At 73.0% G+C, this 25,695-nt stretch carries 21 protein-coding genes; 4 read left to right on the forward strand and 17 right to left on the reverse strand.

Annotated features, from left to right (window positions below; all coding sequences use genetic code 11):
- Positions 1-5: 5 nt before the first annotated feature.
- Genes SACE_RS31975 through SACE_RS31985 form a run of 3 tightly spaced genes read right to left on the reverse strand, consistent with a single transcriptional unit; the run spans position 6 to position 2,743 of the window.
- On the reverse strand, positions 6-932 hold the full coding sequence (locus tag SACE_RS31975) for a phosphate/phosphite/phosphonate ABC transporter substrate-binding protein (protein ID WP_009949971.1): 927 nt from the start codon (positions 930-932) through the stop codon (positions 6-8).
- A gap of 30 nt (positions 933-962) precedes the next feature.
- Positions 963-1,631 carry a phosphonatase-like hydrolase gene (locus SACE_RS31980; RefSeq protein WP_009949969.1) on the reverse strand — a complete coding sequence of 223 codons (669 nt, stop codon included), beginning with the start codon at positions 1,629-1,631 and terminating at the stop codon, positions 963-965.
- Positions 1,631-2,743 (reverse strand): TIGR03364 family FAD-dependent oxidoreductase, encoded by a 1,113-nt coding sequence (locus SACE_RS31985; RefSeq protein ID WP_011875110.1) that lies wholly within the window; start codon positions 2,741-2,743, stop codon positions 1,631-1,633. The genes SACE_RS31980 and SACE_RS31985 overlap by 1 nt, the downstream gene beginning before the upstream one ends.
- Before the next feature lie 250 nt (positions 2,744-2,993).
- Here SACE_RS31985 and SACE_RS31990 point away from each other — a divergent pair, with 250 nt between their 5' ends.
- A complete protein-coding gene (locus tag SACE_RS31990; protein WP_009949966.1) occupies positions 2,994-3,557 on the forward strand; it encodes a dihydrofolate reductase family protein in 564 nt (187 codons plus the stop codon).
- A gap of 44 nt (positions 3,558-3,601) precedes the next feature.
- On the opposite strand, the gene SACE_RS31995 is transcribed toward SACE_RS31990, so the two are convergent.
- The 5 genes from SACE_RS31995 to SACE_RS32015 are packed head-to-tail and all read right to left on the reverse strand — an operon-like array spanning position 3,602 to position 7,827.
- Positions 3,602-4,366, reverse strand: a complete 765-nt coding sequence (locus SACE_RS31995; RefSeq protein WP_009949965.1) for a GntR family transcriptional regulator — start codon at positions 4,364-4,366, stop codon at positions 3,602-3,604.
- 28 nt (positions 4,367-4,394) lie between these two features.
- Entirely contained in the window at positions 4,395-4,685 is a 291-nt protein-coding gene (locus SACE_RS32000) for a DUF3017 domain-containing protein (RefSeq protein ID WP_009949964.1), read from the reverse strand.
- A gap of 44 nt (positions 4,686-4,729) precedes the next feature.
- A complete protein-coding gene (locus SACE_RS32005) occupies positions 4,730-5,581 on the reverse strand; it encodes a bifunctional methylenetetrahydrofolate dehydrogenase/methenyltetrahydrofolate cyclohydrolase (protein WP_009949963.1) in 852 nt (283 codons plus the stop codon).
- Between the two features lie 6 nt (positions 5,582-5,587).
- Positions 5,588-6,586 (reverse strand): DMT family transporter, encoded by a 999-nt coding sequence (locus tag SACE_RS32010; RefSeq protein WP_231849864.1) that lies wholly within the window; start codon positions 6,584-6,586, stop codon positions 5,588-5,590.
- On the reverse strand, positions 6,583-7,827 hold the full coding sequence (locus SACE_RS32015; RefSeq protein ID WP_009949961.1) for an MFS transporter: 1,245 nt from the start codon (positions 7,825-7,827) through the stop codon (positions 6,583-6,585). The genes SACE_RS32010 and SACE_RS32015 overlap by 4 nt, the downstream gene beginning before the upstream one ends.
- A 282-nt stretch (positions 7,828-8,109) precedes the next feature.
- Between SACE_RS32015 and SACE_RS32020 the strand changes: the two genes are divergently transcribed.
- Entirely contained in the window at positions 8,110-10,824 is a 2,715-nt protein-coding gene (locus SACE_RS32020; protein ID WP_011875111.1) for a glycohydrolase toxin TNT-related protein, read from the forward strand.
- A 954-nt stretch (positions 10,825-11,778) separates the two neighbouring features.
- On the opposite strand, the gene SACE_RS32025 is transcribed toward SACE_RS32020, so the two are convergent.
- Together SACE_RS32025 and SACE_RS32030 are read right to left on the reverse strand one after the other, a co-directional pair.
- Positions 11,779-12,369: a pentapeptide repeat-containing protein gene (locus tag SACE_RS32025; protein WP_011875112.1), complete on the reverse strand. Its 591-nt coding sequence runs from the start codon at positions 12,367-12,369 to the stop codon at positions 11,779-11,781.
- Positions 12,370-12,560: 191 nt separating this feature from the next.
- Positions 12,561-13,856, reverse strand: a complete 1,296-nt coding sequence (locus tag SACE_RS32030) for an ArgE/DapE family deacylase (RefSeq protein ID WP_009943425.1) — start codon at positions 13,854-13,856, stop codon at positions 12,561-12,563.
- Between the two features lie 39 nt (positions 13,857-13,895).
- Here SACE_RS32030 and SACE_RS32035 point away from each other — a divergent pair, with 39 nt between their 5' ends.
- Complete coding sequence (locus SACE_RS32035) at positions 13,896-14,357, forward strand: universal stress protein (protein WP_021342087.1); 462 nt, start codon at positions 13,896-13,898, stop codon at positions 14,355-14,357.
- A gap of 692 nt (positions 14,358-15,049) precedes the next feature.
- Here SACE_RS32035 and SACE_RS32040 read toward each other — a convergent pair.
- The 5 genes from SACE_RS32040 to SACE_RS32060 form a co-directional block, all read right to left on the reverse strand.
- Positions 15,050-15,277, reverse strand: coding sequence for a hypothetical protein (locus SACE_RS32040; RefSeq protein ID WP_009943423.1), 228 nt, complete (start codon positions 15,275-15,277; stop codon positions 15,050-15,052).
- A 115-nt stretch (positions 15,278-15,392) separates the two neighbouring features.
- Entirely contained in the window at positions 15,393-15,890 is a 498-nt protein-coding gene (locus SACE_RS32045) for a GNAT family N-acetyltransferase (protein WP_009943422.1), read from the reverse strand.
- 205 nt (positions 15,891-16,095) lie between these two features.
- A complete protein-coding gene (locus SACE_RS32050; protein ID WP_029621416.1) occupies positions 16,096-19,629 on the reverse strand; it encodes an error-prone DNA polymerase in 3,534 nt (1,177 codons plus the stop codon).
- A gap of 87 nt (positions 19,630-19,716) precedes the next feature.
- On the reverse strand, positions 19,717-21,300 hold the full coding sequence (locus SACE_RS32055) for a DNA polymerase Y family protein (RefSeq protein ID WP_011875117.1): 1,584 nt from the start codon (positions 21,298-21,300) through the stop codon (positions 19,717-19,719).
- A gap of 5 nt (positions 21,301-21,305) precedes the next feature.
- On the reverse strand, positions 21,306-22,265 hold the full coding sequence (locus SACE_RS32060; protein WP_009943419.1) for a hypothetical protein: 960 nt from the start codon (positions 22,263-22,265) through the stop codon (positions 21,306-21,308).
- Positions 22,266-22,719: 454 nt separating this feature from the next.
- Here SACE_RS32060 and SACE_RS32065 point away from each other — a divergent pair, with 454 nt between their 5' ends.
- Positions 22,720-23,364 (forward strand): hypothetical protein, encoded by a 645-nt coding sequence (locus SACE_RS32065; protein WP_009943418.1) that lies wholly within the window; start codon positions 22,720-22,722, stop codon positions 23,362-23,364.
- A gap of 36 nt (positions 23,365-23,400) precedes the next feature.
- Here the strand turns inward: SACE_RS32065 and purH are convergent, their stop codons facing one another.
- Positions 23,401-24,966 (reverse strand): bifunctional phosphoribosylaminoimidazolecarboxamide formyltransferase/IMP cyclohydrolase, encoded by a 1,566-nt coding sequence (purH, locus tag SACE_RS32070; RefSeq protein ID WP_009943417.1) that lies wholly within the window; start codon positions 24,964-24,966, stop codon positions 23,401-23,403.
- Positions 24,963-25,655 (reverse strand): phosphoribosylglycinamide formyltransferase, encoded by a 693-nt coding sequence (gene purN, locus SACE_RS32075; RefSeq protein WP_009943416.1) that lies wholly within the window; start codon positions 25,653-25,655, stop codon positions 24,963-24,965. Before purN ends, purH begins: the two co-directional genes overlap by 4 nt.
- Positions 25,656-25,695: the final 40 nt, after the last annotated feature.

Genomic DNA, 25,695 nt, shown 5'->3' on the forward strand with positions numbered 1-25,695 from the left:
TCCGGTCACTGGCACTGCTTGTCCCTCGTCACGTCGCAGACCTCGCGGATGCCGTTGTAGAAGGCGTCGTCGACCGGGGCGTAGCCCCAGCCGCCGATGTCGCCGAGCTTGCAGTCGCCCTGGCAGAAGCCGTTGGCCCGCAGGTAGTCGGAGTTGGCCTTCTCCCGCAGCGCCGCGGTGACCTTCTCCCCGACCTGCGGGGCGAGCTCGTCGCTGACGGCCACCGGCGAGCCCGGCACGGTCTCCGAGCGCCAGATCGTGCGCAGTTCGCCCGGCTTGAGCTGGCCCTTCTCGACGAGCTGGGTGTCGACCGTGGCGTTCTGGGCGAACCCGGCGTCGCAGTCGCCCTTGGCCACCGCCAGCGCGGCCGAGTCGTGGCCGCCGGAGTAGATCGGCTGGATGTCGGTGTCCGTGTTGATCCCGGCCTTCAGCAGGCCGGCCTTCGGGTACAGGTAGCCCGAGGTGGAGGTGGGGTCGACGAAGCAGACCTTCTTGCCGCGCAGGTCGGCGAGGCCGTTGATGCCGGAGTCCGGGCGGGTGATGCCGTAGGAGAGGTAGCCGGGCGCCTCGCCCTTGGCTTCAACCTGACCGGAGACGGCGGTGGCCGCCACGCCCTTGTTCTTGGCCAGCACGTAGGAGAACGGCCCGTACTGCGCGATGTCGATCTTCCCGGCGCGCTGGCCCTCGATGACGGCCGCGTAGTCGGTCGCCTGCTGGAAGCGCACGGTCTTGCCGGTCTCCTTGGCGAGCATGTCCAGCACCGGCTGGTAGCTCGCCTGGAGGCTGGTCGACTCCTCGGAGGGGATGGAGGCGAAGACGATCTCGTCGCCGCCGGAAGCGTTCTGGTCGGCGGCGCTGGGGCCGCAGGCGGAGAGCGTGAGCGCCACCGCGGCGAAGCCGGCGGCGGCACCGGCCAGTCTGCTGGTGCGCATGGCTGGGAACCTCCTGGACATTTTCAGTCCTCAGTGGACTCGGACGATGGCGGGCAGGTCGCGGACGGAGTCGATGACGTGGGTGGCACCGGCCTCGGTGAGCTCGGCGGTGCCGTGGGCGCCGGTGAGCACCCCGGCGACGACCGACGCGCCGGCGCGCAGTCCCGATCCGACGTCGTAGGCGGTGTCCCCGACGACGGCGACGTGGCGGACGTCGTCGACGCCCAGCCGCAGCAGGGCGGTGAGCACCATGTCGGGGTAGGGCCGGCCGCGGCCGGCCTGCGCGGGGGTGAGGGTGAGGTCGGCCAGGCCGTCCCAGCCCAGCGCGTCGATGATCTGGCGTTGCGTGACCTCGGAGAACCCGGTGGTCAGCGCGACCTTCACGCCCGCGTCTCGGAGCCGCCGGATGGTCTCGGCCGCGCCGTCGATCTCGGTGCACTCACCGACCCGCCTGCCGTAGGCGCGCTCGAAAGCCTCGTTCGCCTGCCGCGCGCGGGTTTCGTCGCCGTCGAGCAGCGTGCGGAACACCGAGATCTTCGACTCGCCCATGGTGCGGCGGACGTGGTCGAGCATGCCGGGGAACGCGGGATCGGACTCGGCGACGCCGACCTCGGCGATCGCGTCGGTGAAGGCGGCCTCCACCAGGCCGCCGTCGGCGACGGTGGTCCCGGCCATGTCCATGACGACGAGCTCGATCATCAGTGCTCCTCGATCTCGCGCAGCGTGTCCTCGGCGATGGCCGGGGAACCGGTCATCCCGCGCCCGCCGGGGCCGGTGACCAGCCAGATCCCGGGCCGGACCTGCTCGCGGTGCACGACCTGCGACTTGTCGGCGGTCTGGGCGTAGACGCCCGCCCAGCGGCGGGTGACACGCGGCAGCGGTCGGCCGAGCAGCTCCTCGGCGCGGCGCACCAGGTGGTCGTAGGGCTCCTCCCGCACGTCGAAGGGGAACGGCTCGGCGTAGTCGTGGGTGTCGCCGATGGTCAGCCCGCCGTCGAGGCGCTGCACCATCAGCAGCTGCATGCCGTTGTCGGCGGCGACGGGCGGCTGCGGCTCGGCGCGGTTCAGCTCGTCCAGCGCGGCGCCCCGGTAGGCGGGGTAGTAGCGCAGGCTGTCGCCGTCGGCGATCGAGGTCGCCAGCTCCTCGCCGAGCGGGTCGGTCTGCATCATCTGCAGCCGCACTCGGCGCACGGGCAGTTCGGGCCGCAGCTCGCGGACCAGGCCGCCGAGGGCGGCGCCGGTGCACAGCACGACAACGTCGGCCTCGTGGCGCTGGGCGGTGTCGTCGCGGACCCAGCCCTCGCCCGCGTCGCGGACCTCGCGACCGGGCAGCCACGTGTAGCGGCCGGTGGCGGCGAGGTGGGCGCGCAACGCGGGCAGCGCCAAGCGGGACTCCACGGCGCCGTCGCGCTCGCACCACAGCGCGGCCCGGAAGTCGCCGCGCAGCACCGGGTTCAGGGCCTTGGCCTCGGCGGCTTCGACCAGCTTCGTGCCGCGTTCGGCGAGGTCGGTCATGCCTTCGGCGACCGCGATCTCGGCGTCGGTGCGCAACAGGGTCAGCGACCCGTTGGGCCGGAAGCCGACACCGGGCACGTCGGCGCCGATGCGCTCCCAGGCTTGGCGGGCGCGCAGGGCCAGCTCCAGGTCGGGGCCGGGTTCGCGGCCGCTGACCCACACCAGGCCGAAGTTGCGGACCGAGGCGCCGCGCGCCTCCGGCTCGCGCTCCAGGTGCACCACGTGATGGCCGTTCTCCAGGGCGCGCAGCGCGTGCATGGTTCCCAGCACGCCGCCGCCCACGATCAGTACTCGCACGGGACACACCGTCACGGCCACGGGCGAATTGGCCGTGGTGGCGGTACGAACGCGAAGTGAACACCGAGCGACGGTCTAGATCAGTTATCTCACCGTTATTTTCTGCGGCTCATCCCGCCGCGAACTTCCCGTAGGAACCACCACAACCGCCCATGACCAGGCAAACTGTCGGATGCCGTCGATCGGAGAGCCCGTGACAAGCGCGGCACCGTCCACAGCGAACGGCTCGCCGAATCCAGGAGGACTTCTCGTGGCCACTTTCAAGCTCCAGCTCCAGGTCACCGCCGACGGTTACATGGCGGGCCCGAACGGCGAGATGGACTGGATGACGCTGCCGTGGACCGACGACATGAACTCCTACGTCGACGCGCTGACCGAACCGGTCGACCGCATCGTGCTGGGCCGCAAGCTCGCCGAGGGGTTCATCCCGGCGTGGGCGTCCCGGCCCGAGGGCGAGACGCAGGAGACGATCGACTGGATGAACGGCACGCCCAAGGTGGTGATCTCGGACAGTCTCACCGAGTCGCCCTGGGACGGCGCCGTCGTCGCGGGCGGCGACCTCGCCGAGATCGTCGAGCGGCTGAAGGCCGAGCCCGGCGGGGACCTGATCACCTACGGCGGCGCGACGCTCGCTTCCGAGCTGATCGCCAGGGGCCTGCTCGACGAGCTGCACCTCTTCGTCAACCCCACCGCCATCGGAACCGGTCTGCCCGTGTTTCCCAACACCGGTGCCTACCAGCGGTTCCGGCTCGTCACGGCGCGGCCGTTCGACTGCGGGATCACCGCGATGCACTACGAGCCGGAGCGGTCCTGACGCGGGCGGCTCACCGGGACACGGGAGTCACGGGCACACGCGGTTCACTGGCGGAGGCGGGTCACGAAGCTGAAGCGGTCGCCGCGGAAAAGCGACCGGACCCGCTCGATCGGCGTCCCGTCCGGCTCCCACGACACCCGGTGCAGCAGGATCATCGGCGTCGCCGGGTTGGTGCCGATCAGCAGCGCCTCCCGGGGCGTGGCCAGCACCGTCTCGATGCGTTCCTCGGCCTCGCCGAACACCACGCCCAGCTCCCGCTGCAGGAACGCGTACAGCGAGCCGTCGGCGTCGAAGTCTTCGAGCAGCCGCGGGAACCGGTGCCTCGGCAGGTAGCTCGACTCCAGCCCGACGCGTTCGCCGCCCGCCAGCAGCACCCGTTCCAGGTAAATCACCTCGCCGCCGGGCTCGACCCCGAGATCGGCGGCGAGCTGCGGGTCGGCGGACAGCACCTCGGCGCTGATCACGGTCCGGCCGGGCTCGAGGCCCTGCGTGCGGATGCCCTCGGTGTAGCTGACCAGCGCCAGCGGTTGCAGCAGCTTCGGGGGCGCGACGACGGTCCGGCTGCCCTGCCTGCGCAGCAGCCTGCCTTCGAGCACCAGCTCGCCGACCGCCTGGCGCAGCGTCACCCGCGACACGCCGTAGCGCTCGGCCAGCTCGCGCTCGGCGGGCAGGCAGGCCCCTTCGCCGATCTCCTCGATCAGCACGAGCAGCTCGGTCTTGACCGCGTAGTAGCGCGGGATGCGGCCATGCTCCGGGACACCGGCCCGGATCGGTTCGCCTGCGCGGTGCGGCGGGATGTCGTTTCGCACGGGTCCGCAGCCTAGAGCGCGACCGCGCTCAGAACGGCCCACGCGTGATCGTCATCGCCACCACGACGATCACCACACCCAGCCCGCCGTAGAGCAGGATGTCGATCGCCCGGCTGCGGATCGCCAGCAGTCCCGCCTGCTCGTTGGTGAGCAGCGCGCGCAGCACCGCCGCCAGCACCAGCGCGACGCCGATCAGCACCGAGCCCTGCCGCCAGTGCTGCATCGCGATGCGCAGGAACCCGATCAGGGCGACCAGCACCACCGCGGCGAAGGGGAAGTGCACCGACGCCCTGCTCTTCCCGCCGAACCCACCGGTCATGGCGTCCTCCTCGTTCCCGAGCTCCCGACGGTCGCGGCGCCGCTTCAGCTCGCCGCGCGCTCGGCGGCTTCCACGACGTTGCTCAGCAGCATCGCGCGCGTCATCGGGCCGATGCCGCCCGGGTTCGGCGACAGGAACCCGGCCACCTCGGCGACGTCGGGGTGCACGTCCCCGGCCAGCCCGGAGTCGGTGCGGGTCACGCCCACGTCGAGCACCGCGGCACCGGGGCGCACCATGTCGGCGGTGATCAGGTGCGGACGTCCGGCGGCGGCCACGACGATGTCGGCGCGGCGGACCTCCTCGGCCAGATCCTTGGTGCCGGTGTGGCAGAGGGTGACCGTGGCGTTCTCGCTGCGGCGGGTGAGCAGCAGGCCGATGGGGCGGCCGACGGTGATGCCGCGGCCGACGACGGCGACGCGGGCGCCCGCCAGCGGCACGTCGTAGCGGCGCAGCAGCTCGATGATCCCGCGCGGCGTGCACGGCAGCGGCGCCTGCTCACCGAGGACCAGGCGGCCGAGGCTGATCGGGTGCAGGCCGTCGGCGTCCTTCTCCGGCGCGATGCGCTCGAGCAGCGGCCCGGCGTCGAGCTGCTCGGGCAGCGGAAGCTGGATGATGTAGCCGTGGCAGGCCGGGTCGGCGTTGAGCTCGTCCACGACGGCCTCGACGTCGGACTGGGAGGCGTCGGCGGGCAGCTCCTTGCGGATGGAGTTGATGCCGACCTTCGCGCAGTCGTTGTGCTTGGCCCGGACGTAGGAGTGCGAGGCGGGGTCGTCCCCGACCAGCACCGTCGCCAGGCCCGGGGTCCGGCCCTGCTCGGCGAGGCGTGCGACCCGGGGTCGCAGCTCCTCGAAGATGGTGTTCTTGGTGGCCTTGCCGTCGAGAATCGTCGCGCTCACGGCTGCTCATCGTCCCAGATCGCGCGGGCGGCGCACCGCCCGGTCCGGCAACGCCGCGACGCAGACCGCGACCAGGGTCAGCCCGACCCCGGCCACTGTGGACATCGGCACGGTCTGGCCGGGAACCGGGACCAGCAGGTCCAGCAGCAGCGCCCCCAGCAGCTGGCCGGCGATCATGCCCATGCTCAGCAGCAGCACCCCGGTGTGGCGCACGAGGGCGACGGCACCGCCGATGACGAAGATGCCCAGGAAACCGCCGATGTAGAGCCACGGTTCCGGCGGTGCGCCGTGCGGCAGCCCGCGCAGCGCCACCTCCACGGCGAACACCACGAGCAGGGCGAGGGTGCCGGTGCCGAAGTTCAGCGTCGCCGCCATCACCGACGACCGGGACGTCTGCTGCACCCGCCCGTTGACCGCCGCTTGCCAGGCCAGCCCGATGCCCGCGAACAGCGGCAGCAGCACCAGCCAGCTCGCCCGGGCCGTCCCGAGCTGCGCCGACACCGCGACCAGCACGGCCACCACCGCCAGGCCCGCGCCCAGCGCCCGGAGGAAGGTCACCGGCTGCGGGCCCGCGGGACCGAGACCGAGCCGGTCGACCAGCAGCCCGCTGCTGACCTGCCCCGCCACCACCGTGACCGTGAACAGCGCGACGCCCAGCTCGATGGCGGCCGTGCCCTGGCTGATCACCAGGTAGCCGCCGCAAACCCCGCCAAGGCACTGCCACCAGCGCAGACCGCCGCCGGAGCGGACCTCGGCGAGCACCCGCTTCACCCCGTTGCGGGCCTTCGGCAGCACCGCCGTGCAGACGACCAGCACCACCAGACCGGAGCCGAACGAGATCACCGCCGCCGCGATGCCGTCGTGCATGCGCACGCCGAGCGTGCCGTTGATCCGGGACTGCAGGGCCAGCAGGACCCCGACCGCGGTCGCCCCGGCCAGGCCGAGGACCTTGCGCATCGGGTGCGTCCGCGATGGTGTTGTGGTGGTGTCGGCACGGGTCGTCACGTGGGTGCAGTCTCCTCCGCCACCCTGGGGATGCGCGATCCGCGGACGCTGTGACGTGCGACAAGCGACACCGACAGCAGGGCCGCCGCTCCCGCCGCCGCGGCGGCCGCGGCCGGTCCCGCGGTGTCCAGCATCGAGCCCGCCACCGGGGACGCCACCGCGACACCGGCCGTGGTGGCGGTGGAGAACCATCCGAACGCCTCCGAGCGGCGCTCGTCCGGCGCGATCTCGGCGAGCCTGCCGTTGACCGCCGCCAGCGTCGGCGCGATCGCGGTACCGCCGGCGAACAGGATCAGCCCGACCAGCCACGGCGAGGCCGGCTCCGCCACCGGAGGCAGTGCCGGGACCAGCGCTACCAGGCCCAGCGCTGCCAGCAGCGCACGCAGCCACAGCCTCGGCCTGCCCGTCACCCCGCCCATGAGCAGTCCGCCCACCAGCGAGCCGACCGCCCAGACCGCCGCGAGGACTCCCGCCAGCTCCGGCGTTTCCCGCTCGCGGGACCAGCCGACCAGCACCAGGTCCACCGACACCAGACCGCCCACGATCAACGCGGAGAAGGCGAGCATCGGCACGAACCCGGGAAGCCGGAACAGCGACGCGCCACCGCCGTCGCCCTCCGCGCGGATCGGGGCGTCGCGCAGGCCCGCCCGCCACAGCGCGGCGGCGAACACCGCGGGCCCGACCGCGGAGGCAACCGCGCACAGCAACGTCGCGACCACCGGGTTCCAGAAGGCCACTGCCGACGCGGCCAGCACCGGGGTGACCACGAACAGCAACTCCTGCATGGTCGCCTCGACGGCATAAGCGGCCTCCCGCGCCGGCCCCCGCGAGATCCGCGGCCAGATCGCCCGGCCCACCTGGGTGACCGGCGGGTGCGCGAGCCCGGTGAGCACGCACAGCGGCAGCAGCACCCACCACAGCGCGGGGTCGAGCGGGCCGTCTTGCCGCGCCAGCAGCGCGATCACCACCAGCCCCAGCCCGTAGAGCGCGCCCGAGACCAGCAGCAGCTTCGGCGCCGAGCTGCGGTCGGCGGCGCGGCCGCGCAACGGTCCCGCGATGCCCTGGCCGATCGTCAGCGCCGCGCCGAGGACGCCGCCGGCGGCGTAGGAACCCGTCCAGTCGGCGATCAGGAAGCTCATGACCATGGCGATCGCCGGCATGTGCAGGCGCCCCAGGAGGCTGCAGACCATCAGGCTCGTGGCGTTCGGGACGGCGGCCAGCAGGCGGTAGGGGCGCAGCACGATCTCACTCTGCCTTCTGGCACGGGCGTGCCGCTAGTGATTAACCACCCACCGCAGCCGGGAGACCTCTGGCGGAATCGCACCTGGTGGTGTGATGTTGTGCGGGCTGCCGACACGGCAGGCTTGGGAACCGCGGCGGACGGAGATGATCTCGGCGCCCGCTCGTGTGCTGGGACAACGGGACAGAACTGGCACAGCGGACCCACCACGGACACCCCGTCGAGTAGCGTCTGGGCCGGGGTGGAGTCGATGTGCCTGGTTGAGAGGGGGAGGATGTCACCCATGTCGCGTCCGACAGCGATCAGTCCGGAGGAGCAGGAGCAGGCGGCCCGCAGGATCGGGGTCCTGCTTTTACAAGCCGCCCCCGAGGACTGGCAGGAGATCACGGTGGAGTACCGCGCCACCGGTGAGTACCACGACCTGCTGGGTGAGGTCACCACGCCGGACGGCACCGCGCGTTCCTGGGAACCGCCGGAGGAGCTGCGCGGCATCTTCGAGCAGCTCCGCGACGGCATGTACCGCCCCGACGTGGGGACGTGGCTCAGCGCGCTCTACGTCGTGGAACGCCCGTCCAGCTACCGCATCGACATCAACTTCGACTCCGAGCCGAGGTGGCAGCGCCCCCTCCCCCGCGCCGCCTACGCCGACGAGCTCCGCCGGTACCCGCGTGCCGAGGAGAACGTGCCCGACTGGCTGCGCGAGAAGATCGACGGCCGGGACCCCTCCGAGGCCCAGGACACCGCCGACACCCCCACCGCCGCGCAGGAAGCCGTCGCCCAGACCCCCGCACCCGCGGAGCCGGGCACCGGCGGCACGCCGCACTTCCGCACGGCGGAGACGTTCGACGACTTCGACGAGCAGGGACGCCCGCTGGTGGCGACCAGGAACCCGGTGCAGCCCGACGAGGTCGCCGCGCTGCGCCAGTACCTGGAGAACGCGCCGATCGTGCTGGCCTCCCGGGAGAACGAGGAGGACCTGCTCGCCCCCGACCGCGCGGCCACGGTCCCCGGCACCTGGCACACCGACGGCTCCTGGCTGTGGCAGGGCGCGGTGGCCTACTACCTCGCGCAGTACGGCGTGCCGCCGGAGGCCGACCTGGTCGAGCACATCCGCGCCCGGCGCTTCACCCTCGCCGAGGTCGACGACGCCACCCGCGACGCGGCCGTCAGCGAGCTGCTCGACCAGCCCGGCGACGACGACTTCGGCGAATCCGGTGAGCAGGGTGACTCCGGTGCGGACTTCGCCGACGAGCGGGCCGAGCGGGCGGACTCCTTCTCCGAGTCCACCGGGTACTCCGAGAGCCCGGCGGTCGCGCAGATCGCGGACACGCCTGCGGTGGCGGATCCGGCGGACCCCGGTGCCGGGGAGCCGGTGAGCGACGACCAGCCGGGCCACCGGCGCGAGTACGAGGACGAGTCGTTCGACGACAGGTCGTTCACCGACGAGCTCGACGACCGGTCCTTCGGCCGCGAGTCGTTCGACGAGGACGTGGCGCGCGACGAGCGCGCGGACACCGCGGACTCGTGGTCGCCGGAGCCGGAGACGCGGAGCGCCGCCGACGACGACTCGCAGCCCGACGCGCAGGAAGTCTTCGCGAAGCTGCACGACAAGCTCACCGAGTACGCCGTCGACGGCTCCGCCTACCGAATCGGCAGCCACAGCAGCGACGCGCGCTCGCTGGTGCAGGAGGGCCCGGACTGGATCGTCACGGCGGGCGCCGACGACGAGTTCGGCTCCGACGTCCGGTTCTCCCGCCCCGACCAGGCCGCCGCCTACCTGCTCGGCAGCCTCCTGCTGTCCAGGCCGGGCGGCCAGGCGCCGCAGGACGCCGAGCCGGCACGTCCGGTCGCCGAGCCCGAGCCGGAAACCGAGGCGGACGCTGACGTCGAGGCGTCGGCCGACGCCGAGGTGGACGCACGGGAGCCGCATGACGCGGCCGCATCGAGCGAGGACACGGCCGCGCGGCAGCCGCAGTTCGACAGCGAGACGAAGGTCGCCCAGCAGCCGCAGTTCGACAGCGACACGAAGGTCGCCCAGCCGACGGTCGCCCCGGAGCACCCGGTCGCGCCCGAGGTTCCGGCCGCCGCCGAGCAGCCCCCGCAGCCGCAGCGCCAGGAACCCGAACCGCGCCGCCAGGAGCAGAGCGCGGGCGGCCACTTCCTGTTCACCGCCAACCAGGATCCGCAGCCGGCGCAGTCTCCCCCGCAGGAGGCCGCGCCCGGTGCTCCGGTCGAGGAGCCGACCCGGTTCCAGCCCGCCCCGCGGATGGACCGCCCGGTCCCGCCGGCCGGTCCGCCCGCCTCGCCGCCCGCCTCGCCGCAGCACCCGCCGTCGCCGCCCGGCGGCATGCCCGCGCAGGGCGGCCCGCGGCCCGGCGGTCCGGCCGGACCGGGGCAGGGCCCGCCGCCGCTGCCGAAGCGCTCGCGCCCGGAGCAGGGCGCGGCGGTGCCGCCGCCCCCGGGCGGGCCTGCGCAGCAGGGCCCGGCCGGTGGCGCGGAGCGACGCCCCGGCCCCGGTGGGCCGGGCATGGCGGGGCCACCCCGGCAGGGGCCGCCGATCCCGCCCGGCGCGGCCGGAGGCCGTCCGCCGCAGGGCGGCGGGCCGGAGCAGGGGCGTCCGCCGCAGGGCGCGGGCCAGCAGATCCAGCCGCTCGGTGGTGAGCCGCCGCTGACGCTGTACCGGGACCGGCGCCACGTCGTGCTCCAGCCGGGCACCGACCTGGACCGCTTCGGCGACCCCAACGGCAACGTCGCCTACGCGATCCGCACGCCCTACACGCAGCGTTCGCTGCCGCCGCAGTGGGCCAACCGCGCGTACTTCGCCTACCGCGTGCAGCGGCCGGTGCAGGTGCTGCGGGGCACGGCGGTGCCGTGGTTCGAGCAGCCGGGCGGCGGCACGGCCTACGTGCTGCCCGCCGCGGTCAGCGACCTCGTCGCCGACGGAACGCTGATCGAGCTGACGGGCAACGAGGCACCGCCTCGCCCGTCCATGGAGTGACCAGGACGCAAGTCCCGAGTTCGGGGTGCCCGCGGCGAAGCCGCGAGCACCCCGAACTGCTTTTGGGGCCCGGAGCAGGTGATCCGGGCTCGCGGGCCGAGCGCGTACGGGGCTGGGGCCGCAGGCCGCCGGGGGCAGACGCGGCAGCGTCTCGCCCAGCGCGGGGACAGACGCGACAACGTCTCGTCAACGCGGGGACAAGAGTGCGCACGGCCGCCCGACAAGCGGGGCAAGAGCGCGCGCGGCGCCAACAACGGGGGCGGGAAATCGCGCGGCGCCCAACAACGGGGGTGAGAAGCGCGTGGTGCCCTGCGACGCGGACGGCCTGGGCTCAGGGCGGAGGCCGCCGGTGCGCGCAATCCAGAGGCGCTTGCGGGGTTCGCGGCGATTCGAATTCGGGCCGTTTGTTCGGGATTCGCCCGCATATCCGGCACCGGCCCACCGGTCCGGGATCGGCCAATCGGTTCGTGTTCGGACCGCCTATCTGGGATCGGGCCGCCTTCCGGGACCGGGACGCCTTCCCTAGACCGGGACGCCTTCCTGCACGAGACCGCCTTCCCGGGATCGCCCAACCTCTCTGTGACCGGGCCGCACTGTCCGGGATTGGCCCGCCTATCCAGGTTCGGGTCGCCGGTTCGGGATCAGCCCGCCGGTTTGGGTTCGGGTCGCCGGTTCGGGTTCGGGTCGCTTGGCTGCTTCTCCGGGATTTTGGTGCGCCTGTTTTGGATCGGCTCGCCAGTTCGTGTCCGGGCCGCCGTATCCGGAGCCTGGCCGCCCTGTCCCGGACCGGGCTGCCTGTCCGGGATCGGGTCGCCTGACCGCAATCCGCCCGGTCTTGTTCAGGCCGCCTCACCGAGATCCCCCACGGGTTCGGGATCGGACGGGGCGAAGTCCGGGCTGGGGCGCGGGACCCGCGCCGCTTCGGCCCTTCGGACCGCCGCTTCGGCTCGGGCGTCAGTCGACGTGGAGGCCGTGGGCGGCGGCGAAGGCGAGCGCGGTCATCGAGTCCACCCGCGCGCCCCTGAGCACGGCCTGCACCAGGCCGTCGGCGTCGATGCGTGCGCCGCGCAGATCCGCCTCCTCCAGCCGGGTGCCGAGCAGCCGCGCTCCGCTGAGGTCGGCCTCCCGCAGGTCGCACTCGCGCAGGTCGCACTCGCCGAGATTGGCCTCGCGGAAGCGGATTCCGCTCAGGTTAGTGCCGCGGAGGTCGCTGCGGCCCATGCCGACCAGCGTCATGTCGGTCTCGCGGACGGTGAGCGGGCGGAAACGGCAGTCGACGAACCCGGAGCCGAGCATCGTGCATCCCTCCACAGTGGAGTGCTGGAGCACTGTGCGCTCGAAGCGGCACGACCGGAACGCCGTCGCGCGGTGAACGCTCTCCCCCAGGTCGGTGCCAGTGAAGGTGCACTCGGTGAAGACGCAGCTGGTGGTGCGCAGGCCGCGCAGGTCGGCGTCGGTGAAGTCGCAACGCTCGAAGCTGCGGCCGTCCCACTCCTGACCCGTCAGCACCGCGTCGCTGAAGTCCTCACCCACCGCGATCGTCATGCGGCGAGCCTGCCACACCGCCACGACCGCCTCTGCCAGCAGGCAGTCCGACCTGCGGGCTCCTCGGCCACGGCGATCGTCCGCGAGCCAGAGGACCAACACCCTCATGCATTCGTGAGTGGTATTAGCGATTGGTTGCCACTGCTGTCATGTGCGTCCAAGCCGCAGGGCCGTGCCCTCCGCTTTCCCGGTCAGCCCTCGACCCCGCAGCGGCGCATGGCCAGTAGGACGTACGCGCGGGTCGCCTGTTCCAGTTCGGCGACCGCGACGTGTTCGTCGTGCGCGTGGGCGTAGCGGACGTCGCCGGGGCCGTACTGCAGCGTCGGCACGCCGGCGGCCGCGTACAGGCGCAGGTCCGTGCCGTACGGCGCGCCGAGCGCCTCCGGCTTCGGGCCGCCCGCGTCGACGACGGCCTGCGTCGTCTCATCGAGCAGCGGGTGACCGGTGGGGAGACGGCCGCTGGCGAACATCCCGCCCGGCCAGCTCACCCGCACCGGGTGCCGCGACAGCCACGGGTCGGCCTCGCACGCGCGGCGGACGGCTTCGGCGAACTCGGCCTTGGCGTCGTCGATGCCTTCGTCGAGCCGGACGCCGTAGCGGCCTTCGGCGATCGCGAGGTCCGGCACGGTGCTCGCCCAGTCCCCCGCGCGGGCCATGCCGACCGACAGCGGGTACGGCACGTCGAGGTGCGCGACCAGCGGATCGGGGTCTGCGTTGCGCCGCGCTTCCAGGTCGCGCAGCGCCGGCAGCAGCTCCGCGAGTTTCTCGAGCGCGTTCACGCCCCGGGTCCGCGTGGAGCCGTGGGTGCCCTGGCCGGGGATCTCCAGCCGGAAGGTCAGCGAGCCGCCGTTGGCGGCCACGATGGTGCCCGCGCTCGGTTCGGCGAGCACGCAGGCGTCCCCGCGATGGCCGCGCCGCAGCGTCGCGAACGCCCCGAGCCCGCCGTCCTCCTCGCCGCTGACGGTGTGCACGCCCACCGGTCGCCGCAGGCGGATTCCGGCGCTGCGCAGAGCCTCCAGCGCGCCGAGGAACGCGGCGATGCCGCCCTTCATGTCGCAGGTGCCGCGTCCCGCGGCGATCCCGTCGTGCACGCGCAGCGCGTACGGGTCGCGATCGGGCCAGCGGTCGAGGTCGCCCGGCGGCACGACGTCGGTGTGGCCGCAGAACACCAGCGCGGGATCGCCGTCGCCGTGCACGCCGACGCAGCCGTAGGCGATGTCGCGGTCGGCTTCCTGGCCGGGGAACTCCGGGTCGTCCAGCAGTTCCGCGACGTCGATGCGCCAGTGGTCGACGCGGTGCCCGAGGCCGGCGAGCCGGTCGGCGCACCAGCGTTGCGCGTCCTGCTCGGCCGTGGTACCGCCGACGCTGGGGATGGCGACGAGCTCGCGGAGGCCCGCGAGCACGCCGTCGACGTCGACGGCGTCGAGGGCGCGGCGTTCGAGGTCGGAGGGGGCGTCCGGGATGTCCACGTTGCGAGTGTGTCGCATCCGTCCAGCGGAACGACGGGCGCCCACTACCATCGCCGCGTGGCCGAAGGCGACGGAACCGAGCGGGAGTTCGAGATCGGCAAGGACGGGCTGGGCGGCATCGTCGTCGGGATGGACGGCAGCCCGGCGAGCTTCCACGCCGCCGCGTGGGCGGCGGGGCTGGCGCGCCGCGAGCGCGCGCGCCTGGTGCTGGTCTACGTAGAGGCCGTGGGCGGCGTCGCCTACTGGTCACCGATGGGGGTGGCGGTGGCGAGCGAAGCCGCCGAAAGCCTCGTGGAGGAGCTGAAGAAGGAAGTCGTCAACCACCTGAAGTGGATCGACATCGACTGGGACTTCGTGCACCAGCGCGGCGACCCGGCCGTCGGGCTGGAACAGGTCGCCGAGCAGTACCGGGCGGATCTGATCGTGGTCGGCCGCTCGCGCCGGCGCGGGGGCCTGCTCGGCACGGTGCCCGCCACGCTGGTCGTGGAGGCCGTACGCCCTGTGGTCGTAGTGCCCTGACTTCGGTCGGTCGGCGGGATCGGCGCCGAAGACCATCGGTGGCAGGCGGCGGAGGCCGTCGGTGGCAGGCGGCGGAGGCCGTCGGTGGCGGGTGACGGACGACGTCGATGGCGGACGACGTCGATGGCGGACGACGTCGATGGCGGACGACGTCGGTGGCGCGCGGCGGAGGCCGCTGGCGGCGGAGGCCGTCGGTGGCGGAGGCCGTCGGTGGCAGGCGAATTCGGTGGCAGCCGGAACCGGCATGCGGGCACCGGTGGCAGCAGCCAGTTGGCAGGTGGCGGACGAAGGCCGCCGACGGCAGCAGCCGGTTGGGACGAGGCGGCGGCCGCCGGTGGGAGACGCTGCCGCGTCTGTCCAGCCGGAAGCGGTGTGCCGGGGCTGTCAGCCGGACACGGCGTTCCTGGCCGGTGTGGGGAATCCGTCTACGCGGCGGGGCGGGCGTGGTGCCCGATGTGCCAGGTCGGAGATGCAGGGCCCACCCACGAGGCGCGCGTCGTCGTCCGCAGCTCGGGCTGCCCGTCCACCCAGCCGAGTCGACCGAGGTTCAGCCTGCGGGTCGAGGTTCAGTCTGCCCGTCGAGCTTCAATCCGCGGGTCGAGGTTCGGTCCAGCGTCCCGAGGTTCGTCCGCCGGTCGGGCTTTCCGGCGGCTGTTGACGGCCGCCGGGAAGCTCACTGCCGCGAGCCCGCGTCAGTCGATGATGGTCGCGCCGTGGTGCACGCCGCCGAAGCACTTCGTCTGGTGTAACAGCAGGTCGACCACGACCCCACCGCCACCCGTGAAGCAGTCGTCCATGGTGACGGATTCCTGCCCGTGCGCCGTTCCCACCACCACAAGTGCCCCGACCAATGACAGACCGCTTATGAAAGCCGCCGAAATCGCGCGTCGCACCGTGATCAACTCCTGCTCGTCGTCCACCCGCCCCCGACCGGAGGCGTGATGACAACTTGCACCAGTCGATCTTCGGAGCGCCGGATGATCACCGCATCGGACGTCACCCACGCGGACGGCACTGGTCGGAGGCCACCCGTCCCTACCGGCGCGCGGCCTGCCCCAGTGAGTCGCGCTGCGAGGGCTCGGGCTGCCAGACGTAGCGGATGTCGGGCTCGCGTTCCTCGTTGTGCCTGCCGTCGGTGCGCTCGGCCTCGACGAAGCCGTGCCGTTCGTAGAAGCGCTGCGCCGGTCCGTTGACCTGGAAGGTCCACAGCGCCAGCCCGTCGGGCCGGCGTTGCTTCGCCAGCTCGACGAGGAGATCCCCGACGCCCTGCCCCCGCCACTCGGGCGCGAGGTAGAGCTGGCTGAGCAGATCACCGTCGAGCACCAGCAAGCCGATCACCGAGCGGTCCGCCGTCGCGACCCACGTCTCGCACCGGGGAACCACCACGTCGCGGAAGTACTCCCGCACTTCCTCATCGGTGTGCGCCCGGCGGACGCTCGGTAGCGCGGCGGCGAACGAGCGCAGCCACAGTTCGGCCACCGCGGCGGAGTCCGAACTCAGCGCACGGCGGATGACCAGGTCACCGGGGTTCACAGCACGCCAAGATGGCAGACCTGCCGCTGCGGCGCATCGGAATTGGCTCAAGACAGGGCGTCGGCCTCGCCCGTGCGAGCCGCCGCAGACGCCCGGTGGCACCGTCGTGCTCTCGCCCACGCCACCGGGAGGAGGCCGCCGACCTGCCCACGGCCGCAAGGAGCAGGTCCGGGCGCCAGCCGCAGGAAGCAGGTCCGGGCGCCGGTCAGTGAAAGTCCCTCGACGTCGATGGCACGCGCATGTCGAGGTGCTGGAGTCGGTCGGCTCGCAGGTTGATCACCCCCTCCGCGCATTCGATGGTTCCGCGCACCAGCAGTGCGGCGCTGGTGCGGGCGATCTTGCGGTAGCGCGCCCACAGGCCCGGAGTGCACACCACGTTGATCATCCCGGTCTCGTCCTCCAGGTTGAGGAACGTGACGCCGCCCGCGGTGGCCGGGCGTTGCCGGTGCGTGACCGCTCCGCCGACCAGAACGCGCTCCCCGTTGTCCACTTCGGACAAATCCGCCGCCGAGAGCGCCCCCATCTCCCCCAGCCGGGAGCGGAGGAACTGCAACGGGTAGCTGTCCGGGGAGATCCCCGTGGCCCAGACGTCCGCGGCGGCCAGCTCGACCCCGTCCATGCCGGGTAGCGGTGGGGCGTCCGCCGAGACCGTGGTGCCCGGCAACCTGTCCGGGCGGTCCCCGGCCGCCGCGGCGGCGTTCCACAACGCCTCGCGACGCGACAGCCCGAAGCACCCGAAGGCTCCCGCGGTGGCCAACGCCTCCATCTGCGCGGCGTTCAACGACATCCGCCTGCTCAGGTCCGCCATGCCGGTGTACGGGCCGTTCTCGGTGCGCTCGGCCACGAGTTGCTCGGCCACGCTGTCGCCGAGGGTGCGGACCGAGGCCAGTCCCAGCCGCACGGCCTGCCCGCCCTCGCTCTCCGCGTCGGGTTCCAGGTCCGCCTGCCCCCGGCTGGCGTTGACGTCGGGCCCGTGCACCCGGACCCCGTGCCTGCGCGCGTCGGCCACCAGCGACTGCGGCGAGTAGAAGCCCATCGGCTGCGCCTTGAGCAGCGCCGCGCAGAACACCGCCGGGTAGTAGCGCTTGAACCAGGAACTGGCGAACACCAGCACCGCGAAGCTGAGCGCATGGCTCTCCGGGAAGCCGAAGTTCGCGAAGGCCAGCAGCTGTTGGTAGATGCGCTCGGCGAGCTCCCCGGTGATGCCGTTGACGGCCATCCCCTCGAACAACCTGCCCCGCAGCCGGGCCATGCGCTCCTCGGAGCGCTTCGAGCCCATCGCCCGGCGCAGCTCGTCGGCCTCCCCCGCCGAGAAACCCGCGATGTCCACCGCGAGCTGCATGAGCTGCTCCTGGAACAGCGGCACGCCGAGGGTCTTCTCCAGCGCGGCCGCCATCAGCGGGTGCTCGTAGTCCCAGTCCTCCTCCCCGTTGCGGCGGCGGATGTAGGGGTGCACCGACCCGCCCTGGATCGGCCCCGGCCGGATCAGCGCCACCTCAACCACCAGGTCGTAGAACTTGCGCGGCTTCAGCCTGGGCAGGGTCGCCAGCTGGGCCCGGCTCTCCACCTGGAAGACCCCGACGGCGTCGGCACGTCGCAGCATCGCGTACACCTCGTCGTCGGCGAGGTCCAGCTCGCCGAGGTCGACCTCGATGCCGTGGTGCTCGCGGGCCAGGTCGATCGCGTAGTGCAGCGCCGAGAGCATCCCCAGCCCCAGCAGGTCGAACTTGACCAGCCCTACCGACGCGCAGTCGTCCTTGTCCCACTGCAGCACCGTGCGGCCGGGCATCCGCGCCCACTCCACCGGGCACACCTCGCTCACCGGCTGGTGGCAGATCACCATGCCGCCCGAGTGGATGCCGAGGTGCCTCGGGTAACCCATGAGCTCTCCGGCCAGCTCCCGGACCTGGTCGGGCACCTCGCCGTCGTCGGGCAGCGGACCCCAGTGCTCGATCTGCTTGCTCCAGGCGTCCTGCTGCCCCGGCGAGTAGCCCAGCGCCCTGGCGACGTCCCGCACCGCCGACTTCGGCCGGTAGCTGATCACGTTGGCCACCTGGGCGGCGTGCGTGCGGCCGTACTTGCGGTAGACGTACTGGATCGCCTCTTCCCTGCGGTCGGACTCGATGTCCAGGTCGATGTCCGGTGGACCGTCGCGCTCCGGGGCGAGGAACCGCTCGAAGAGCAGGTCGTAGCGCACCGGGTCGGCGTTGGTGATACGCAGCGCGAAGCACACCGCGGAGTTCGCCGCCGATCCCCGGCCCTGGCACAGGATCCCCATCTCGCCGCAGAACGACACGATGTCGTGCACCACCAGGAAGTACCCGGGGAAGTCGAGCTTCTCGATCACCGCCAGCTCGTGCTCGATCTGCGCGTAGGCCGCCGGGTTGTCCTGCGGGAGCCCGTAGCGGCGCAGCGCGCCCCGGTAGGTCAGCTCGCGCAGCCATTCCGCCTCGGTGCGCCCCTCCGGCACGTCGAACGGCGGCAGCCGCGGCGCCACCAGCCGCAGGTCGAACGCGCACTCCCGGCCCAGCCGGGCCGCCGTCTCGACCGCACCGGGATAGCGGGCGAAGCGCTCGGCCATCTCCTCGCCCGAACGCAGGTGGTTGCCCGCCCAGGCGGGCAGCCAGCCGTCCATCTCGTCCAGGCCGCGCCGGGCCCGGATCGCGGCGACCACGCTCGCCATCCGGCCGTTCCACGGGCCGGCGAAGTGCGCGCCGTTGGTGGCCACCGCGGGCAGGCCGGCGTCGCGGGCCAGGGCGAACAGCACGTCGTTGCGTTCGGAGTCGGTGGGCAGGTCCTGGTCGGTGAGCTCCACCGCGACGTTCTCCCCGCCGAACAGCGCCACCAGCCGGTCGAGCTCCGCGGCGGCGGCCGCCGGACCGCCCTCGGCCAGCGCGGAGCGCACCGCGCCCTTGCGGCACCCGGTCAGCACCAGCCAGTGGTCCTCGGCCGCCTCTGCCAGCTGCTCCAGCCGGTAGGTGGGCCTGCCCTTCTCCTGACCGGCGAGCTGGGCCGAGCTGATCTCCCGGCACAGCCGCGCGTACCCACCGGGATCACGGGCCAGGACCAGCAGGTGGTTGCCCTCGGGGTCCGGGACACCGGTCTGCGCGGCGGTGAGCCCAAGGCTCAGCTCCGCGCCGAAGACCGTCCGGACCCCGTGCTCGGCGGCGGCCTCGGAGAACCGCACCACGCCGTACATGCCGTCGTGGTCGGTGAGGGCGATGGCCTCCAGGCCGAGCCGCGCCGACTCCGCGACCAGCTCCTCCGGGTGGCTGGCCCCGTCGAGGAAGCTGAAGTTCGAGTGCGCGTGCAGCTCCGCGTAGGGGACGGCGACCGATCGGGACGGACGACGCCCCGAGGCGGAACCGGACGGCACGGCCCGGAGCCCTGGGGACGTGGTCCCCGGCGACTCGGCGGCCGGGGACAGGAGTGATGCCGCGGAAGCGGTGGCCGGCTCGGACTCGAGTGCGGGCGCTTCCACGGATGCGGACGTCTCTCCTGACTCCGGCTCGGCATCAGGCGCTTCCGAAGACTCCGGCTCGGAAGCGGACGCGGGTGTCGGAGGGTCGGCCGACGGCGGTGTCGGCGGATCCTCGGGGACTTCGTACGCCGCTCGTTTCCGCGTCCACGCCGGACTGTCACCACCGTCGCCGGGGTACGGCTCGTCGCGCGGCCCCGGGCGGCCGGAGAGCGCTTTTTCCAGTTCGGACCAAGTCTGCGGGGGGTTGAACCAGCTCATGAACCCAGTGAACTCCCGTTCGAAACAGCGTTGCCACCAAAACCGCCCGCATCCACTCGAACGAGTGTTCGTCGAGCGTTCCCGCGGTCACCGGTAGGCGCCCTGCACCCACCAGCGGCCGTCCTCGTGCACCAGCAGCAGGGCGACCTCGCCGACTTCGCCCTCCGCCTCCAGCACGACCTGCACGCGCGTCACCAGGCGCGGGGCCAGGGCAGCCGACTCCGACCACCACCGCTCCTCGACCGGCCACGGACCAGCCCAGCCGCGGACGGTCCGCGACCGGCCGCCGGACACCACCACCCGCACGGGCGCCGCCGTGAGCCGATGCCGGTCGGTGATCCGCACCGGCTGCTCGTCCGCGTCGAGAACCGCGGCGGGCCATGGCGAATCCGGGAGCACCGCGGGCGAAGGAGCCGGGATGCGGCCCGGCCACGGCCGCTCCGGGTCCAGCGTCGGCACGCGTTCGTCACCCCACGGCACCAGGCGGACCCGGTCCCGCAGGTCACGTCCCCCGCCGAGCACTCCGACCAGCACCGCGTCCGGCCCGAGCATCCCCTGCACCCGCACGAAGGCGCGCCCCGCGCGGGCGTCCGCCTCGCCGGTCGCGGAGTTGACCAGGTCGAGCTGCAGCGCTCCCGCGCCGACCACCTCGTCGGGATGCAGCGAGAGCAGCTCCACCCCGGCGGTCGGCCGCTGGGCGCCCCGCCGCCCGCTGAGCCAGCCGTCGAGCTGCCAGCGCACCCGGTCGGCGGTGCCCGACGGCGTCAGGGGCTCGGCGCAGCGCCACATCCGGTGCAGCTCCTCGCCGTGCTCGGTCCGCGCCGAGATCCCCAGCCGGGTGCAGGCCAGCCCCAGCTCGCCGAGCCTGACGTGCAGCCGCTCGGCCAGCGCCTTCGCCACGAACGCGGCGGCATCCACCCGCTCCACCGGGGGATCCAGGCTCTCCGACACCACCAGGTCCGGCGGCAGCGCCCTGCGCTCCGGCGGGCGCTCCTCCCGGCCGCTCGCGGCTCGGTGCGCCACCAGGGCGTCCCGCCCGAACCGGGTCGCCACGTCGGACGCGGGCAGGGCGGCGAAGTCGCCGAGCGTCCGGATTCCCAGCCGCCGCAGCAGATCCACCAGTTCACCGCGGTCCACACCGGGGTAGTCGATCTCGTCGATGCGCATCGGGGCCAGGAACCCGGGGCCACCGCCCGGTTCGACGACCACGCCCCTGCGGGCGGCGAGGATCGCGGCGAACAGGCCGTCGGCCACGCCGACCTGGCACTCGGCGTCGGCCCGCGCGGCCACCTCGTCCACGACGCGCTCCGCGGCGTCCACTTCGGACCCGAAGTAGCCCGCGGGCCCCTTCGCCGGGACGGCCACCAGCCCCGGGCGCACGACCTCCACGCCCGGCGCGAGCGACTCCACCGCCGCCACCACCGGCTCGAACAGCCGCGCGTCCCGCGCCGGATCGTGTTCGCAGACGGCCAGGTCCGGGCAGCGCCCCTGCGCCTCGCGGCGGCGCATCCCGCGGCGCACCCCGTTGTCGCGCGCGGTCTGCGAGCAGGCCAGCACCCGGTTCGCGACGAAGACCGCGGCGGGCGCCACCGGATCGAGCCCGGCCGCCAGCACCGCCGCGACCACCGGCCAGTCCGGGCACCAGACGACGAGACGACGGGGCGGTGGCATCGCGCTCACCCCGCCACCGGTCGAAGCGGACGCACGGCGGAGCGGTCGTCGCGGGGTTCGGAGGGCTGCGGGCGGCCGCCCGGGTGGGCGTTGGCCGGCCCCGAGGGCAACGGCCTGGTGGAGGGCCGGCGGTGCGGCGTTCGCACATCGGGGGTGTCCGGGGTATCCGGTCCCGCACCGGAAGGTTCGGACGGTGCCGCGAAAGCATCGGGGCTCCCAGCAAAGGCGTCGGGGCGCTCCTCGGAGTGCTCGGGCGCCGGTTCCGGATGCAGCGCTCTTATCGCGGAGCGCTCGTCTTCCGGCCGCGCCGCGGCGAGCGCGCCGCCCTCGCCGGGCAGCAGCAGGCGGCACGAACGCGGCCTCGACGCCGCGCCGCGTCCGCTCGACTGGACCGTGACCTCGCGTTCCCGCAGGTGACCGTGGCCGTTGCCGAGGCCGAGCCAGCGGCCCCGCACGCACTGCAGACGCACCTCGACTCCCGGCCATTCACCGAACGGCACGAGCACCGCACCGCGGTTGCGCGCCCGGGTCGAGAGCCTGCGCGCGTCCGACTCGAGCAGCCGGTGCGGTCCGCCCACCACCACGAGGTCGACGCCGTCCAGCAGGGCCGCGATCACGCCCACCGGGTCGTCTCCGGGCTGCGGGACCAGCGCCAGCCGCGCGATCTCCACGCCCGCCTCGGCCGCCGCGACCAGCCCGAGCCCCGGCAGGCCGACCACCGCGGCCCAGGAGCCCTGATCCGTGGCCTCGGCCAGCAACGCGAACAGCAGCGACACCGATCCGTGGACCGCCACCGTGCTGCCACGCCGGAGTCCCGGCCATGGCAGCACGGCGGCGAGTTCCGCCCGCGTGGGCAGCACCCGTCCCGCAACAGGACCGCCCCCGCCATCGACGGCCGGAGTCGCCACGGACACCCCGTCCGCCGTGGTGACCCCGCCCAGCGCCGTCAACGACGCCACGGACATCGCCGCCTCCCCTCACTCGGCTCCTCGGACGTCCCGGCCCCGGCTCGGACGTCCACTGGTCGCTGCGGGGAAGACAGCGTCCGGACGGCGCCGCGCCTGCACCCCGCGAACGCAGCACCACCCGGTGAAGCAGCCGGCCCCCGACGCCGGCCACTTCGTAGTTATCCGGATCTTCGAACCTCAGTTCGAACAAGGCAAGTAAACCCCGCGCGGGCGGCCGCCGTCAAGCACTTGACGAACACGAGTTCGAACTTCGCCGGTTCGGGTGACGGCTGCGGAGAGGAGTCGCAGCTCGGACCGTGTCCAGGATGGACGCGAACGCGTGATCGAGCACGCTTAGGCTTCATCCGTGCAACCGCAACAACCCCACCCGCAACACCCCCCGGCGCAACAGCCGCAGTACTGGGGTGCTCCCCAGCCGCCACACCCCGCGCAACAGCCGTGGGGGCCGGGAATGCCGCCGCAGCCGCCGAAGAAGAAGAGCAGGGCCGGCTGCATCGTCTCGATCATCCTGGCGGTGCTGTTCACCCCGGTCCTGGTGGTCGGCGGAGTGATCTTCTACTACCTGTACGGCGAGTACTCCGAACCGGTGGGCGACCCGCCGTCCAACGCCGCCCTGCCCGCGGCCTGCGACCTGGTCAGCGCGCCGACGTTGCAGCGCCTGCGCACCACCAACCCCGACTCCACGAGCTACGAGGACCCCGAGACCGGCGGCTACAACTGCAACTGGGAGCAGACGCTGGGCAAGGACGGGAACAACCCGCGCTCGCTGAGCGTCGGCATCAACACCAAGCCGCAGCCCGACGAGGACTCGCTGGACGAGGCGCGGATGGACTACGAGTACGCCAAGGAGTCCGCCGCATCAGGCTCCACCCCGGCTCGGGTGACCGACGTCGAGGGATTCGGAGACCAGGCGTTCGTGGCCGTCACCACCGAGGACTGGAGCGGCGCGGAACTGGTCTTCCGCAAGGGGTACACCGTCGTCACGATCAGCTACCACGGATCGGACAAGGGGCTCTTCGACAGCAGCCCCATCCCGGAGGCCGAGTCCGAGGCGGCCGTCAAGGCGGTGGCCGAGGAGGTCGCACCGCGGGTGTGAGAGGTGGGCGGGGACGGCCCCGCCCACCCCACCGCGTCAGTGCGCGAAGTGCCGCGTGCCGGTGAAGTACATGGCCACGCCTGCGGCCTCGGCCGCGGCGATGACCGACTCGTCGCGGACCGAGCCGCCCGGCTGCACGATGGCGCGGACCCCGGCCTCCATCAGCACCTCGGCGCCGTCCGGGAACGGGAAGAACGCGTCGGAGGCGGCCACCGAGCCCTTCGCCCGGTCGCCGGCGCGGGCGACCGACAGCCGCGCCGAGTCGACCCGGTTGACCTGCCCCATGCCGACGCCGACGGTCGCGCCGTCGGCGGCGAGCAGGATCGCGTTGGACTTCACGGCGCGGCAGGCGCGCCACGCGAACTTCAGGTCGGACAGTGTCGCCTCGTCGACCGCGGAGCCCGCGACCAGCCGCCACGCGGCCGGGTCGTCGCCCTCGGCGTCGACCGCGTCGGAGCCCTGCACGAGCATGCCGCCCGAGATCGCGCGCATCTCCACCCGGCCGGACTTCGGCGGCTGCGCGGTGAGGATGCGGACGTTCTTCTTGCGCGAGAGCACGTCGACGGCGCCCTCTGCGTAGCCGGGGGCCACCACGACCTCGGTGAAGATCTCCGAGATCTGCTCGGCGAGCTTCACCGACACCTCGCGGTTGGTGGCGATCACGCCGCCGTAGGCGCTGACCGGGTCGCACTCGTGGGCCTTGCGGTGGGCGTCGGCGATGTCGCCCGCGACCGCGATGCCGCACGGGTTGGCGTGCTTGATGATCGCGACGCAGGGGTCGGCGTGGTCGTGCGCGGCGCGCCACGCCGCGTCGGCGTCGACGTAGTTGTTGTACGACATCTCCTTGCCGTGCAGCTGCGCGGCGGCGGCCAGACCGGTCGCCTCACCACCGGAGACGTACAGCGCGGCAGGCTGGTGCGGGTTCTCGCCGTAGCGCAGCGCCGAGCGGCGCTCCCAGGTCTCGCCGATCCAGCCCGGGAACACCGAGTCGTCGCCCGCCGGGGTGCGGCTCATCCAGCTCGCGACCGCGACGTCGTAGGACGCGGTGTGCCGGAAGGCCGCGGCGGCCAGCTCGACGCGGTCGGCGAGACTGAACCCGCCCTCGCGGACCTGCTCCAGGACCCACTCGTAGCGGTTGGGGTCGACCACGACCGCGACGTTGGCGTGGTTCTTCGCCGACGCCCGCACCATCGCCGGGCCGCCGATGTCGATCTGCTCGATGACCTCGTCCTGGTCCGCGCCGGAGGCGACGGTCTGCACGAACGGGTACAGGTTCACCACGAGCAGGTCGAACGGGGCGATGCCGAGGTCGGCGAGCTGGTCGGCGTGCTCCTGCTTGCGCAGGTCGGCGAGCAGCCCGGCGTGCACCCGCGGGTGCAGGGTCTTGACCCGGCCGTCCAGCGCCTCCGGGAAGCCGGTCAGCTCCTCGACCGGCGTGACCGGCACCCCGGCCGCGGCGATCGTCTTCGCGGTGCCGCCGGTGGAGACGATCTCCACCCCGGCCGCATGCAGTCCGGTGGCCAGTTCGAGCAGGCCGGACTTGTCCGACACGCCGATCAGCGCGCGCCGGACCGGCCGCCGCTGCTGGGAGTTCGCGGTCACGGGATACTCACCTTCCGTCCCTGCACGGTCCACCCGTGCGATGCAAGATGTGCCAAGGTGTCGACCAGCAGCCGCCGCTCGACCTCCTTGATCCGTTCGTGCAGGCTCGCCTCGTCGTCGTCCGGGCGGACCTCCACCGCCTCCTGCGCCAGGATGGGCCCGGTGTCCACCCCCGCGTCGACGACGAACAGCGTGCAGCCGGTGACCTTGACGCCGTGTTCCAGGGCGTCCCGGACGCCGTGCATGCCGGGGAACGACGGCAGCAGCGCCGGGTGGCTGTTGAGGTAGCGGCCTGCGAAGCGGTCGAGGAACACCTCACCGACCAGCTTCATGAAACCAGCCGAGACCACCAGGTCCGGCTCGTGCTCGGCGCACGCCTCGGCCAGCGCGCGGTCCCAGTCGGCCCGGCTCGGGTGGTCCTTGACGCGCCGCACGAAAGTCGGGATCCCGGCGCGCTCGGCGCGGGCGAGGCCTTCGATGCCCGGCCGGTCCGCTCCGACGGCCACGACGCGCACGGGGTAGGCGGGGTCCGCGGTGGCGTCGAGCAGGGACTGCAGCAGGGTGCCGGAACCGGAGACCAGGACGACGACCCGGGCCGGACCTGCGGTGCGGATCCGGAGCGGTTCCGGCTGCTCGGGGGGTTCAGCGGTGCTCGGGTTCAGCTTCTCGCTCCTGACATGCCTGGGCACGATCTCGCACAGACCTTATGCGTCGGCGGTTCCGCTGACA

The sequence above is a fragment of the Saccharopolyspora erythraea NRRL 2338 genome (assembly GCF_000062885.1).
Lineage (GTDB): Bacteria > Actinomycetota > Actinomycetes > Mycobacteriales > Pseudonocardiaceae > Saccharopolyspora_D > Saccharopolyspora_D erythraea.

Bases quoted from the DNA above. Each gene is read 5' to 3' on its own strand.
- SACE_RS31975 (WP_009949971.1), bottom strand. From the start codon at position 932: ATGCGCACCAGCAGACTGGCCGGTGCCGCCGCCGGCTTCGCCGCGGTG.
- SACE_RS31980 (WP_009949969.1), bottom strand. From the start codon at position 1,631: ATGATCGAGCTCGTCGTCATGGACATGGCCGGGACCACCGTCGCCGAC.
- SACE_RS32000 (WP_009949964.1), bottom strand. From the start codon at position 4,685: ATGACCGGTGGGTTCGGCGGGAAGAGCAGGGCGTCGGTGCACTTCCCC.
- SACE_RS32020 (WP_011875111.1), top strand. From the start codon at position 8,110: ATGTCGCGTCCGACAGCGATCAGTCCGGAGGAGCAGGAGCAGGCGGCC.
- SACE_RS32025 (WP_011875112.1), bottom strand. From the start codon at position 12,369: ATGACGATCGCGGTGGGTGAGGACTTCAGCGACGCGGTGCTGACGGGT.
- SACE_RS32030 (WP_009943425.1), bottom strand. From the start codon at position 13,856: ATGCGACACACTCGCAACGTGGACATCCCGGACGCCCCCTCCGACCTC.
- SACE_RS32050 (WP_029621416.1), bottom strand. From the start codon at position 19,629: ATGAGCTGGTTCAACCCCCCGCAGACTTGGTCCGAACTGGAAAAAGCG.
- SACE_RS32055 (WP_011875117.1), bottom strand. From the start codon at position 21,300: ATGCCACCGCCCCGTCGTCTCGTCGTCTGGTGCCCGGACTGGCCGGTG.
- SACE_RS32060 (WP_009943419.1), bottom strand. From the start codon at position 22,265: ATGTCCGTGGCGTCGTTGACGGCGCTGGGCGGGGTCACCACGGCGGAC.
- SACE_RS32065 (WP_009943418.1), top strand. From the start codon at position 22,720: ATGCCGCCGCAGCCGCCGAAGAAGAAGAGCAGGGCCGGCTGCATCGTC.